We start from the raw sequence: 13,967 nt of genomic DNA on the forward strand, positions 1-13,967 counted from the left end.
ACGTGCCTTTGTGTTGTTGACTCTATACTAGGTATAGACTTTACACTGTACCTATAGTTTTGGGAATAAGAGTTGAACAATGAGTGGTTGCGGCTGTGAAGTGGAAATCAAAGATGCCTCACAAAAACGGGTTCTGTATTGGCTGCTCGGCATCAATGCGACGATGTTTTTCGTTGAGATGACCGTGGGTATTTTGGCTGACTCTACTGCTTTAATAGCAGACTCTATGGACATGCTAGCGGATGCCGTTGTATACGGCATAGGTATTTATGCTGTGGGCAAATCTATACTTCACAAAGCCAAAGCTGCGAAAATCAGTGGTTACTTTCAGCTATTGCTGGGCGTAATTATTCTTATTGATATTACCAGAAGGTTATTCTTGGGCAGTGAGCCTATCTCATCACTAATGATAGGAATGGGGTTCATTGCACTAATTGCAAACGTCGTTTGCTTGGTGATCATTCGTAATCATAAAAACGACGAAGTACATATGCGAGCCAGCTGGATTTTTTCGGCCAACGATGTCATCGCCAACATGGGTGTCATTATCGCCGGAGTTTTAGTGGTATGGCTTGATAGCAGAGTACCGGATTTGGTTATCGGCTGTATTGTGTCGATTGTCGTGCTGCGCGGAGCGTGGATGATCCTCAAAGATGCCAAGCAGGAAGTACTTAATAGCGAAGTACAGAAAGGTAAAGCGGGTGATCCACTATGACATACAACAAAGCGGTTAAGCCACATATCGATTCCAAATTAACAGATTACTCAGATGCAATGTCTAACAATAATGAGAGGCAGGCATTTGCAGCGCTGGAGGATGCGCATGTAATTGGTCAGCACTCTACTTATTATCATTGTTTAATTCATTGTAAAATGCTGCGACACGGTCTTCTAAACAAAGATTGGAGAGCCGTTTTTGGACAAGTAATAAGAATAGTTGGTGCTGCAACCAAAACAGCTATCGGCCTTGTACCTAAAGGGAATACAGGTGGCACTGACATCAGCCCCTTTAAGCGACTGCCAATCAGTGCTGAAAATCAAGCGATATTGGACAAAATCAACCATGCATAATCATAACCACAGTCACAGTGATAACAGCGCATCAAAACGTATTGGCTGGGCATTTTTCTTGAATGTCGTGTTCACTATCATTGAATTTATCGGCGGGTGGCTGACAAACAGCACGGCTATTATGGCCGACGCAGTGCATGATTTGGGCGATAGTTTATCCATTGGCACCGCTTGGGGCTTAAATAAACTCAGTGATAAACAAGCAACCAATACATTTTCCTATGGCTATAAACGCTTTTCACTTCTTGGTGCATTGATTAACGGGTTAGTGTTAACGACTGGCTCAATATGGATCTTATTCGAAGCTATCCCAAGGCTTTCTGCACCCGAAATGCCGCAAGTCGAAGGCATGATACTCCTGTCAATTTTTGGCATCGCCGTTAATGGATTTGCTGCGTATAAACTTAGCGAAGGGAATTCCTTAAACGAACGTATTTTAAACTGGCATTTGCTTGAAGATGTTTTGGGTTGGGTGGCAGTGCTGATCGTATCGATCGTGCTGATGTTTAAGCCATGGCCAATTTTAGATCCTATCTTATCCATTGGCTTCACGTTATTCATTTTATTCAATGTAGTTAGAAATCTAAAAGAAACCTTATTGTTATTCCTGCAAGCCACGCCCGATGCTAAGCAGATGGAGGAAGTGCGTAAAGTACTCATGTCATTTGATGATGTGGCGGATATACATCATTTTCATATCTGGTCTTTGGACGGTGAACATAGCGTCATGACGGCACATGTGGAGTTGAAACAAGATGTTTCGGTTTCTCAATTGAGAACACTTAAAGACGAACTTCGCCAAGGTCTTGATGAGTTTGATTTTGTGCACACTACCATTGAAATTGAATTTGCCAATGAAGATTGTCGTGATGAGTAATGTAATGATTGAAATACTTTGTTTAGGTTGGTCGATTGGTCTTAGTTCGATTACCTGTTAATATGAAAAAGATGAGAGTAGATAGATATGTTTAGTGTAAGGGTGACAAGTTACCTGCTGATTTCGCTGATTTTGTTTCAGTCGTTTTCTGCTGTCGCCAATACATTGGATTCTCATACTGTCGACTCACAACATCTAAATGAAATACACGAACATCAATTGGGCGATAACATCGCTACTGAACATGCGCAGGTTCAACTAAAATCTAGCGAACAACCTGATGCTGATAACGTCCCCGTAGATAAATCTCACAATCCTGCTGATTGCCACCACTGTGGCCATTGTCACGGAACCCATGCCCAATGGATTGTAAGCACCAATGGTATCGAACTCGATTCTGTTGCCACCCATCACAATTTCTATTACTTATCAAAAGTAATAGATGCACCGATCACGCAATTACTACGCCCACCTAAAGCATAACCCTGAACTAATCAAACACCGTTCGCCAACAGTTTGGCGATATATATTTTTTTGATAATTTAGGAATAAAACAATGATGCATTTTTCATTGAGTCGCCCTATGCGTGTGCACGCTTGGGTGATTTTCACGATGCTTGTTCTTTTGACAACACACACCGTGGTAGTAGCACAAACAAACAGTATCACCAATCGCGAAATGACCTTGCAAAGCGCCATACAGCGAACATTAGCGAATTCACCCGAGTTGCATGAGTTCACATATAGGCAACAAGCGATTGAGGGAGAAATTAAAACTGCTTCTCTCAAACCAGCCCTCAACGTAGGCATTGAAATGGAAAACTTCTTAGGAACAGGCGAGGTCTCTGGCATTAAGGACACCGAGTTGACTCTCACATTGTCGTCGGTCATTGAATTGGGCAATAAACTCAACTCACGTAAGGCGTTTGCTAAGGCGCAATCCACCTTAGTCGAAGCGCAAAAACAAGTGCACACCTTGGATGTACTGGCTGAAGTGACACGTCGCTACATCGATGTATTGGCGCAACAAGCGTTAATTGACGCGCAACAAGAGGCAGAAACACTTGCTCGATATACCTATCAGGCTGTCACAAGACGCGTGGATGCAGGTGCTTCCCCTGCATTTGAACAGAAACGCGCTGAAGCAGCGCTAGCAAGAGCTAGACTGGATGTGGTGACGGCACAGCAAACTAAGCAAGGCATGATAAATAGTCTGGCTATTATGTGGGGGGAAAAAGATCCCACTTTTACTGATGTGGAGGGTGACTTATTTGCGCTGCAATCGTCTCCTTCGTTAACCGCGCTTTTCACCACTCTATTGGACAGTCCCAATCTTGAGGTCTATACGCAAGGTTCGAGATTGCAGGCTTCCCAAGTCCGCCTTACTCAAGCAGCTAATCAATCGGATTTAAGCTGGACGGCCGGTATCAGGCGCATGAATGGCATAGATGAAACAGCCTTTGTAGCAGGCGTGAGTATGCCTCTGTTTGCCGGTGACCGAAATCTTGGCGAGTACCAAAAGCAGCGGGCAATTCAGGCACAGCTGGAACAACAAAAAGAGTCAGCGACTCAAAACCTATACCATCAGCTAAATATGGCCTTGATGGTCAGAAACAATGCGTTGCTCAATGTACATACACTGCAAAACTCTATTATCCCACCCTTAGTTCAAGCGCTGGAATTAGTAGAACAAGCCTATATCAACGGTCGATTCAGCTACCTTGAATGGGTGAGTACACGTCAAGAACTACTCAATGCCAAACAAGCCTTAATTCAATCAGCGAAGCAAGCTCATCAGCGCGGTGCAGATATCGAATCACTGACTGCACAGCCACTTGTGGATACGATCAACACCTCTTTTTCGAGAAAAACAAAATGAACAAAAATATATTAAATAAGAAGCAAAACGCTCTGTTAGTTTTCATTGTTTGCAGTGCGTTGGGATTTTTTTCAAGCACCACAATACAAGCATCAGAAGGCGAACATGGTAAAGAGGAAGCCCATAAGGATGAACGCGTATTCATGTCAGATAGCATGGCGCAAAAAATGGGCGTAATGACGCAAAGTGTGCAAACGGGTAGTCTCAATATTACCACCACTGTCTACGGAAATATCGTGACCGACCCTGCTTCACTGAGTCATGTGCGTGCACGATTCGACGGTATGGTGACCAAGGTCAATGCAAATTTAGGTAAAAAAGTTAAAAAAGGCGAGACACTGGCGGTAGTTGAATCCAACGAAAGCCTGAAAAGTTATCCCGTTGCCGCGCCGTTTTCAGGCACCGTGATTGCCAGACATGCCAATGAAGGCGAGTTATCTAATGGCCAAGTGTTATTTTCAATCGCAAACTATGATGACGTGTGGGCACAGCTTAAAGTCTTCCCACAACAGCTCTCTGATATTGCAGAGCAGCAAAGTGTTCAACTTAGTGTGGCAGGCTCATCGTTAGAAACCACTATCCAGCATATCTTACCCTCGCCAGATGAAAAACCGTATGTATTGGCGTATGCCAAAATAGCTAATACCTCAGGTCAGTGGCCGGTTGGCGCGGCTATCAAAGGGCTTGTCACAATCAACAAACTTGATGTCGCCATGATGGTGCCTAAAGCGTCGATTCAAGAGTTTGAATGGGCTTCTGTCGTGTTTGTCAAAGAAGGTGATGAATACCGTCCCGTGCCCGTTACCTTAGGTCAACAAGATAACTACAATATTGAAGTGTTATCAGGTCTGCACATTGCAGATGTGATTGTCAGCCAGAACAGCTACCTGTTTAAAGCCGATTTAGAAAAGTCGGAGGCCGGTCATGACCACTAATAACTCAATGCTATTTACTTGGTCATGCGTCTCAGTTATTGGGGGACGAACACATGATTGAATCCATATTACGTTTATCCATAGAGCGACGAGGGATAATGCTGATGTTGATCTTCCTTGTGCTGGGCATGGGGATATTCAGTTATCAAAAATTACCTATCGATGCGGTACCCGATATCACTAACGTGCAAGTGCAAATCAATACACAAGCACCGGGCTATTCGCCTTTGGAAACCGAGCAGCGGATCACATTCGTAGTAGAAACAGCACTGGCGGGATTACCTGACCTGTCCTACACCCGCTCTTTATCACGCTACGGCCTGTCTCAGGTAACAGCGGTATTTGATGAAGGCACTGATCTGTATTTTGCGCGTAATCTCATCAATACGCGATTAGGCGCAATCAAAAGTCAGCTACCAGAAGGGTTAGCGCCTGAAATGGGACCTATCGCTACTGGGTTGGGCGAAATCTACATGTATACCTTGCGAGCCAAGCAAAATGCGATGCAAAAAAATGGTGAGCCTTACAATGCAATGGCGCTTCGCGAGATACACGACTGGATTGTAAAACCGCAGCTCGCACTGGTTAAGGGGATCACTGAAGTCAACGCCATTGGAGGCTATGTTAAGCAATACCATGTGAATCCTGAACCACAGCTTATGCTGAATTTTGACATTAGTCTAAGCGATATCCATCGTGCTCTGGAGCGAAACAACACCAATCAGGGGGCGGGGTTTGTTGAGCGAAATGGGCAACAAATACTGGTGCGCTCACAAGGTCAACTTCAAACACTTAGCGATATCGAAAATGTGGTAATAAAACGCATTAATACTGTCCCCGTTGCGGTGAAAGACATTGGCAGTGTGGCTATTGGTAAGGAGCTGAGAACTGGTGCGGCAACGCAGGAGGGTGAAGAGACCGTTTTAGGTACAGCAATGATGCTAGTCGGCGAAAACTCACGAGCCGTTGCTCAATCCGTAGCCAAAAAGGTGAAGGACATTCAATCCAGCTTGCCTGATGGTATTGTCATTGAGCCAGTCTACGACCGTACCCTACTGGTCGATAAAGCTATCGAAACGGTTCAGAAGAATTTAGTGGAAGGTGCGTTATTAGTCATAGTGATCTTGTTCATATTGCTTGGCAATATTCGCGCCGCGCTCATCACTGCGGCAGTTATACCGCTAGCGATGTTGGCGACCATCACTGGGATGGTCAATACCGGTGTGTCTGCCAACCTAATGAGCCTTGGGGCATTGGATTTTGGATTAATTGTCGATGGTGCGGTGATCATCGTAGAGAACTGTATCAGGCGGTTATCCGAGTCTCAGAAACGCACAGGTGGAGTCTTGCCACTAAAAGGGCGGCTAGAACTGGTTTTTCAAGCGACCAACGAAGTCATTCGTCCTAGCTTATTCGGTGTATTGATTATTACTGTCGTGTATATCCCGCTGTTCTCATTGACAGGCGTTGAGGGCAAGATGTTCCAACCAATGGCGGCAACGGTCATCATGGCGCTGATAGCAGCGATGCTGTTCTCCATTACCATTGTACCGGCGGCAGTCGCGATGTTTATGGCAGGTAAAGTCAGTGAGAAAGAAAGCTTCATTATTGTTGCAGCTAAATCCGCCTATCGTCCTATCATTAATCTTGCACTGAAATTACGCTGGATAGTGCTTTTCGGCTCAGTCGTGCTGGTAGTGGGCAGCTTATGGTTGGCAACGCGATTAGGCTCTGAGTTTGTTCCCCAGCTTGACGAAGGAGACATCGCACTGCACGCCATGCGAATACCGGGCACAGGTATTGAACAAGCCGTCGCAATGCAAAAAACACTTGAATCTACCTTGATGGAATACGAACAGGTACTCACAGTGTTTGCGAAAACCGGTACCGCAGAAGTAGCTACCGATGCGATGCCGCCCAACGTAACCGATACCTTTGTGATGCTAAAACCACGAGCGCAATGGCCTGATCCTGACCTATCAAAAGCTGAATTCGTGGAAACCCTTGAGCGAGACTTACAAGCGGTGACAGGTAATAACTATGAGTTTACCCAACCTATCCAAATGCGCTTTAACGAGTTGATTAGTGGGGTAAGGGCTGATCTTGGTATAAAAGTCTTCGGAGATGATTTAACCACGCTTGTTGCCTCTGCAAACGACATCTTAACAGTTTTGCAATCAATTGACGGCGTGGCGGATGCACGACTTGAACAGGTCGATGATATCCCTATCTTCACTATTAACCCCAAGCCAGTCGAGTTGGCACGTTATGGATTGGACGTCGCCGATTTACAGGAGTGGTTGGCGTCAGCTATCGGGGGTAATACCGCAGGCTTAATTTTTGAGGGAGATAGACGATTCGAGTTGCTTGTGCGATTTGATGAAGGTATCCGCACAAACTTAGATGCCATTGACAGCACTCCTATTATTACGTCCGATGGGGAATTTGTGCCGTTATCAGAAGTCGCTACGCTGGGTTATTCGTCTGTTCCCAATCAAATCAGTCGAGAAAACGGTAAGCGCAGAGTCGTGGTTACCGCCAATGTCAGAGAGCGCGACTTGGGGAGTTTTGTTGACGAAGCCAAAATCAAAATAACCGAACAGGTAGCTCTACCAGCAGGCTACTGGCTGGATTATGGCGGCACGTTTGAACAGCTTGAAAGTGCCAGTCAGCGACTGTCTATCGTGGTGCCGGCCACGCTTTTCCTGATACTTGTGTTACTAGTGGTGGTGTTTGGCTCATTTCGTGATGCCTTGATCATCTTCACTGGTGTGCCTTTAGCCTTAACAGGAGGTGTTTTCGCACTCTGGATGCGTGACATGCCACTGTCTATATCTGCCGGAGTCGGGTTTATTGCGCTCTCTGGTATTGCGGTACTAAACGGCTTAGTGATGTTGTCATTTATTAAACAGCGAGTACTAGAAACAGGTGACTTGATTAACTCAATCGTTGATGGAGCTATCACAAGATTGCGTCCGGTTCTGATGACGGCACTGGTAGCAAGTTTAGGTTTCATCCCCATGGCACTGAATGTCGGGACTGGCGCTGAAGTGCAAAGACCGCTTGCAACGGTAGTGATTGGCGGGATCATCTCGTCCACCATCCTAACATTGGTCGTTTTGCCTATTTTATATCGGATGATGCACTCGAAATTAACTAAGGAGTGAATGTTGGGCACCGTATTGCAGAAAATACGGTGCTCTTCGTCTGGAAATTTAAAACAACTGAAAATGATTACTGAACTGTATATTCACCAATAAGAAGCTGATTGTCCGGAATACTACAATTACCACCAATTCAATCAAGGTCGAATGATGATCTGCAAATGACACAAATTTAACAGTCAGGTCTAACGTTCGACTGTCCGCTTATAGGCTCAAAGCAGACCGTCAGAGAATTTCTGCTCAACAACTGCAATTGGCACATATGAGACTGTAGGGCTTTACTTCCAATGGCTTGTGATAAGTTAATATAGTCATCTAATTTTATGTATGTTTTTATTCCCTAAAACCTTTACTTTAGATTCTAATAAAAATAACTTTTCAATTAATATTGCTTCTCGGTTCAAGCAATCGTCATACTTTTTTTTCAGCACGGTATATTTCATTCTGTACTTTTCTGGGCTGCTAGGCTTTTTCTTATTTTTTTCTTCATAGATTACAGCTGCCCTTTCTATCTCTGAAATCAAAATTTGAAAGCTTTTTCTGCCCGATTTTATCGAACCTCTTTTTCGGCCAGCTTCAATAGCGACTGTATCCAAGTTTATCTTATAAGAAAGGTCGTCTATTATTTCAGGCTTTTTGTCTAATAAGCGATTTAATGCTTCGAAGTAATGTTGATTGTTATTCATTCTAATGAATTCCTTTTATTTTCTCTGAAAGAAATTAAGGCCTCAAGCTCACTTTTTTCACTTCTATATTCAACAGAGGTTGTTGGGTGATCATCTAAGTATATAGATAAAGTTTCTATAGCCCTGTGAACTCGACTAAGTTTAATCGTCGCATGTTCACAGCTAATACAAGCCGTTATTGTTCTGGTTAATCTTTTATTACATGGCTCTACACTGGAACAACCACCTAATGAGGTTGTTTGATAAGCTAAAGAACCATTTTTAAATTGCTTAAGAGTATGTTTTCTATCGGATAAAATATTATAATTACTTTTATTTCTTAAATTTTGATATGCGCGGCCTTGATTCCCTAGCAACTTCTCTTCCGAATATATAACTTCAAATAGGTAAGACAAAAAATCCGATTCTGGCTTTAACTTATTGTATAGGTCTCCTATATGGTTCTGAGAGGGCATGTTAAATAAGCCTTTTGCATTTTCTGCACCATTCCGATAATAAAATGATACTTCTTGGCACAGATGTTTCAGTTGATTTTGAAGAGAACCAATAGACACTAATCCTGATTGGGCAGAGTATACAGCAAGGCTTCTTCGAAACTGGTGACCCTTAAATGGAAATGGAAGTCCTGTAGCAAAACTTGAATTTTGCCAGTCTCGATGAGGTTCTACTTTTCTCATAAAGTCAGAATCATTTTCAGATATTATGAACTCTGAATAGTCATAAAGACCATTCATTGTTAGAGAGGTATTTAATGTTCCAACAGCTCCAAGTGGTTTTTTATCGAGATATTGAGGTTGCTTTAAATACTGAACACTTAAAAATAAAGGACATGGCTTTTTATTTTTGGGCACATTATGGGAAAATGAAATATTAGGTAGTTTATCTGCAATTGGCTTGGTTATCGAATGTAATAAGCTGACGACATGTTCAATTTCAGATGATGTAATCCACTGCGCAATTTTTTTATTCCCTATATATTTAGTTGTGTTCCCTATAATTCTCGCCTTCGGCCTTATATTCTTCATATCTAAAGATAAACAATGTGAGTCTAAACTTAAGACTTCGTTACTTCTCATTCCAGAGTATATTTGAATAAGATTTTTACAAACCCCCATAATTGCAGTTAAATATTTAATAAAACCCCTTATGCCATTAGTTTGTTTTTTAATATACCCATAAATTACAGGCCCTAAACTTTCGAAATCATAGCTGACTTTTTGATTGTGGGGGTTACTAATAGACATTCTACTATCGAGTATTTTAATTATTAATGATGTAATTTTTAATTGGTGTCTCTGGTGTTCATAAATCAAGCTCCATGATTGACTTATCATTCCTGTATATAGGCGTGGAGGAATTAGTGTCGTTTGCTCTAAGTGTGCGTCAAAAAGTTTAATTTTACTGGCTATATATTGAGATAAAACTTCAGGCAAGCTAACTATAAATCCAGCTTTTTCAGGACGACTGTAAAATAGTGAAAGAGAACTTTGTGCCGTTTTTAGGAATGGACGACTATTAGCATTTTTTCTTATAAAGGCAAACATGCTTTTTTCATGTGATAAAACTTTGATAGGCTCAATATCATTTTTTACAGAAAATAATGATAATTTACATAAAAATTCATTGAATACTTTATAAAGCGTTGATACAGATAAGTTGTTGTTGTTTTTCCCCTTGCCGTATTTAAATAGTATGTACCAAAGGGTTTTTATTTGCTCTCTATATTTAGGGGATATCTTTTGAAAATTGAACTTCGAGCTATATTTTGAAGCAGAAGTAGAATAAGGGGATAAGTCGATTATATTGTCACCCAATCGACTGATAACAGAGCCATTAATATCTTTAGAGATCACCGGATTCTCTTTTAATTGTTGCTCTGCGTTAAATGTAATAAGTGAGCTGTTGGTAGACATTAAAATACTCCAAGTGTATCAAGTAATTCTATTTTTCTTATCCAATAGGGTGTCAACTTACCATATTCGAAAACTTCACTTTTAACGCGAAGGATTTTTTTTTCTAATGCAGGATCTGCATTTTTAAGTGAATGTAATAGCTCATCAATTCGTTCTAGTACGGGCCCGAAAAATTGGTGAAATTGTTCTATACTTTTTGATAAGCTTTTACTTTGTTCTATTACGTATTTAAGTGAAAGTAATTTACGAATATCTATTTCATCAGCATGAACTCTATATTTATCACAAAAGAGACATCCCTCATTCTCGATGCAGTTACTTGGAGTATCTATATTTTTTTGGTTTGAGGGATTGTACTTATCACTACATCCCCCAACCTCAGTTATATCAATGGTAGAGTCTTTTCTGTTGATTACTTTAGCGTTAAGTTTGTCAAAGTAGTTGGTTAATTCATCTATTGTTTTCTCTTCTGTTTGAGATGTATAAGACTTTATTGAAGTTCCCACATTATGCTGTAGAGAATAGGCCGAAACTGTTTCACCATACTTGCTTCTAATCCAAACCCCTTTTGTAACTCTTAGTTGCCTACTAGTACCTCCAATAGCATTACCAGTTAAGGTCTTCATTAATTTCCTTATTTTTGAAGTTGTGGTGCCATCGGTGTTAGGAGAAGTTACTTTATAAACCACTGACTTTATAAAAAGAGTAGAGAGGCTAGAGTTATATTTAATTAATAATTTTTCTCTCAACTTCAAATAAAGCTTAAAGTCTTCTATAAATTCAGATTGTATTGAAAAAGATATCTTTTTATTTCCAGCTCGATACTTTATAACTTTGAAATGGATGCTCTCTGGTTTTATTTCGTATGAATGGTTGAATTTTAATCTTGATGCGACCGAATCATTCATACCAGTTAGGGTTAAGAAATGCATGAAATAAGCATTGCATGCAAGCGTAGCTAAGCGCCTTTTAATTATCGATTTATCTCCATTCGCTTGTTGTAAAGAGTGTTTGTACTTTCTTAATATGTCACTTGACTGTATCCAAGAATAGCCTTCAGTAAGAAGTTCATCTCGATCTTTAGGCTTGCCATTAGAGTAATCAAAACCCTTGATAAATCTAGGGCTACTATCGTGATTATAGTTTAATTTTGTATCAATAAAGCTATCACCAATAAGCCAAATATCTTGTTCAGGGAGACTTAGCTTTTGTGGGAAGGAGCACTCATCTAATATAATTTTTGCTAGTTGTCTAAACATAGTAGTATAAAAATTAAAGTGTTTAGATAGCTCTTCATTGCTTAATGCTTCAGAATGAATAACTTCATTGCTATTAACTCTTATACTTTCAATTCCAATTTTTAATGTGTTTTTATCAACATTTGCATGTATTGATAGTAGCGAGGTGAGTGTGGATACAAATTTTTTTGCAGTGTTAGTTGATATTCCCGAATAATGTCGTTGATAGATTTTGATCTGGTGTTGTAACTCGGCTATAAAATTATCTAAAAAATTTCTTGCTTCATTTAGATTTCCGGTTGAAGGAAATCCTTTTACTTGGGCTGAATTGGCAATATATTTCACTGCACTTTGCAGCTTTTGTAGAACTTTCAATCCTTTTTGCTTCTCAAATAAAACATATTGAATGACGGAAAATGCAAAAGCATCCGCGCCAGCAATAATGCTCGATGAAATGAACAACACATTTTTATTACTTCTTTTGGATACTTTTTTAGCTTGCCTGTAACATATTAGAGCCAAATTGAAACAATATTGCTCATCTTCAATATAGATTATTACTTGACTATATGGCCTTATTTGGCTGAGAGTTTTGTCTTGTTCAAAAAGTACAAATAACTCCTGAATTGTATAAACTGTTTCAGGAGCTTTTTCCCAAAACTTATTTTTATTTTCGATCATATGGGGAGGTTCTCAAATATATCTGCCAAGTATTTTTCATAATTTTTTTGTGCTTTGGCCATTAAAGCTGAGTTACTTTTAAAATTTAAATATTGTTGCGTTGTAGAAAAACTAGAGTGATTCATTCTGGTCTTCACAATAATTAATGCTTCACTTAAATCTACTTTTTGTTCATCCTTTGCCTTTTTAATTAGACAATTTGTTAAGTTCATCCCAAATGTTGCTCTGAGATCATGAAACTTAAAATGTGAGCTGAATCCCATAGTTTTCAAAAGGGGCTTGAGCTTTTCTTGGATAAAAGTAGCTAGGGCTTGGCCTGTTGGTCTTGTCTGGTAGTCAAAAATATTTTCATCAAATTTAGAGATAAAGAAAGGGTTGCCTTGCTGTGATAAAAAAACATAATGAGCAGACTTAGCTTTTTTAGCGGTATCTACTTTTTTAAGCCTACTTAAGGCTCTTGGTGAATTTATATAAGTTTTAACTTTGTTATATATTGGTATCGGGAAAAAAATTTTTATAGGCTTATTTGATTTACTATCAGGTAAAGGTACTTCTACCTCTCGAGGCGAATTGGATGGTCTTCTGAGCCAATCGCCAGCATAAATAATTACTTCTTTTTGTTTCTCATAGGAAGAAGAAAAATCAGCGCGCCTCAAAGTGAGAATGGTTTCTTTTCTTGCACCTGTGGTTAAAGCGATTAAAAATATAAGCTTCATTTCAATATTACCAAGCTCATCTAGAGCTTTTATCAAAATACTTTGCTCATTTAAAGACAGGGGCTTCAGGTCACCATAGTCCCTTATATTTCCTTTAAAGGCAGAGTCTTGGTGGTTATACCCTGTATTACCTAGACCACGCTGAACATCGGAGGTTAAATTTATTTTATGGTAGTACTGATTAGTTTCATTATTATAAATTGAAATAATGCCTTCACTATCTTCAAAAGGAGGATGTTGAAACGCAATCTCTTCTACTTTGATCAAATATCTATAGAAATTAACAACATGGTTTAGCCTAAGTTTTGCGGTTGAAACTGCAATAGATTCTGTTTTGATTTTATATATTAGGTGGCTTTTATATTTTCTTATTGGTGATTTTAGAGGGTGTTCGCAGCTTAAATAATCAACAGAATCATTCGAACAAAAGTTATAATAGTCTATTAAGCTTGAGGCTATGGATTTTAGAGTTTCAGGTGATGGTACTTCATAGCTACTTCTTATTTTGTTTAGAAAATACCTTAGTGGATTTTCCCATGGATAATTATCATTAATTAAAATTATAGGAAAGTGTGGATAATATTTCATTTCACAAAATGAAATAGGCGTGTTTTCTTCAAGGATATTTCGAAGACCTGTTGTTTGATCTTTTAAATTATAGCTAGGGTCAAGATCAAATTTTGGTATTAGAACTAAGTAGCATCTATTTGTCATTAGCTTCAATTTCGAACACTTAAAACTAAAGGTTAGTTCTTAACTATATTTTGTCCACTTTGTTAAATAGTTATATGTATGGTTTTTTATGAA

Annotated in this window: 11 protein-coding genes; 7 read left to right on the top strand and 4 right to left on the bottom strand. The window is 39.9% G+C overall.

All coding sequences use genetic code 11. From position 1 onward, the window contains the following. Positions 1–79: 79 nt before the first annotated feature. The 7 genes from I6E80_RS18065 to I6E80_RS18095 all read left to right on the top strand — a co-directional run bounded on the left by I6E80_RS18065 (position 80) and on the right by I6E80_RS18095 (position 7,929). Positions 80–715, top strand: a complete 636-nt coding sequence (locus I6E80_RS18065) for a cation transporter (RefSeq protein WP_182671358.1) — start codon at positions 80–82, stop codon at positions 713–715. Beyond that, the gene (locus I6E80_RS18070; RefSeq protein WP_058549645.1) at positions 712–1,071 is read left to right on the top strand and encodes a DUF3703 domain-containing protein; all 360 of its coding nucleotides are present in this window, start codon (positions 712–714) and stop codon (positions 1,069–1,071) included. The genes I6E80_RS18065 and I6E80_RS18070 overlap by 4 nt, the downstream gene beginning before the upstream one ends. After that, on the top strand, positions 1,064–1,948 hold the full coding sequence (locus I6E80_RS18075) for a cation diffusion facilitator family transporter (RefSeq protein ID WP_058549644.1): 885 nt from the start codon (positions 1,064–1,066) through the stop codon (positions 1,946–1,948). Before I6E80_RS18070 ends, I6E80_RS18075 begins: the two co-directional genes overlap by 8 nt. 87 nt (positions 1,949–2,035) lie before the next feature. Then, complete coding sequence (locus tag I6E80_RS18080) at positions 2,036–2,431, top strand: hypothetical protein (protein ID WP_182671361.1); 396 nt, start codon at positions 2,036–2,038, stop codon at positions 2,429–2,431. A gap of 73 nt (positions 2,432–2,504) precedes the next feature. Next, positions 2,505–3,827 (top strand): TolC family protein, encoded by a 1,323-nt coding sequence (locus I6E80_RS18085; protein ID WP_182671362.1) that lies wholly within the window; start codon positions 2,505–2,507, stop codon positions 3,825–3,827. Further along, the gene (locus I6E80_RS18090; RefSeq protein ID WP_197186143.1) at positions 3,824–4,762 is read left to right on the top strand and encodes an efflux RND transporter periplasmic adaptor subunit; all 939 of its coding nucleotides are present in this window, start codon (positions 3,824–3,826) and stop codon (positions 4,760–4,762) included. The genes I6E80_RS18085 and I6E80_RS18090 overlap by 4 nt, the downstream gene beginning before the upstream one ends. Before the next feature lie 53 nt (positions 4,763–4,815). Beyond that, positions 4,816–7,929, top strand: a complete 3,114-nt coding sequence (locus tag I6E80_RS18095) for an efflux RND transporter permease subunit (protein WP_182671364.1) — start codon at positions 4,816–4,818, stop codon at positions 7,927–7,929. 308 nt (positions 7,930–8,237) lie between these two features. Here I6E80_RS18095 and I6E80_RS18100 read toward each other — a convergent pair whose 3' ends face one another. Genes I6E80_RS18100 through I6E80_RS18115 form a run of 4 tightly spaced genes read right to left on the bottom strand, consistent with a single transcriptional unit; the run spans position 8,238 to position 13,874 of the window. After that, positions 8,238–8,612: a hypothetical protein gene (locus tag I6E80_RS18100; protein ID WP_197186144.1), complete on the bottom strand. Its 375-nt coding sequence runs from the start codon at positions 8,610–8,612 to the stop codon at positions 8,238–8,240. Next, positions 8,609–10,525: a hypothetical protein gene (locus tag I6E80_RS18105; RefSeq protein ID WP_197186145.1), complete on the bottom strand. Its 1,917-nt coding sequence runs from the start codon at positions 10,523–10,525 to the stop codon at positions 8,609–8,611. Before I6E80_RS18105 ends, I6E80_RS18100 begins: the two co-directional genes overlap by 4 nt. After that, positions 10,525–12,444 carry a hypothetical protein gene (locus I6E80_RS18110; RefSeq protein WP_197186146.1) on the bottom strand — a complete coding sequence of 640 codons (1,920 nt, stop codon included), beginning with the start codon at positions 12,442–12,444 and terminating at the stop codon, positions 10,525–10,527. The genes I6E80_RS18105 and I6E80_RS18110 overlap by 1 nt, the downstream gene beginning before the upstream one ends. Next, the gene (locus I6E80_RS18115; RefSeq protein ID WP_231616824.1) at positions 12,441–13,874 is read right to left on the bottom strand and encodes a tyrosine-type recombinase/integrase; all 1,434 of its coding nucleotides are present in this window, start codon (positions 13,872–13,874) and stop codon (positions 12,441–12,443) included. The genes I6E80_RS18110 and I6E80_RS18115 overlap by 4 nt, the downstream gene beginning before the upstream one ends. Between the last annotated feature and the right edge of the window lie 93 nt (positions 13,875–13,967).

The sequence above is a fragment of the Pseudoalteromonas sp. NSLLW218 genome (genome assembly GCF_015864775.1).
Lineage (GTDB): Bacteria > Pseudomonadota > Gammaproteobacteria > Enterobacterales > Alteromonadaceae > Pseudoalteromonas.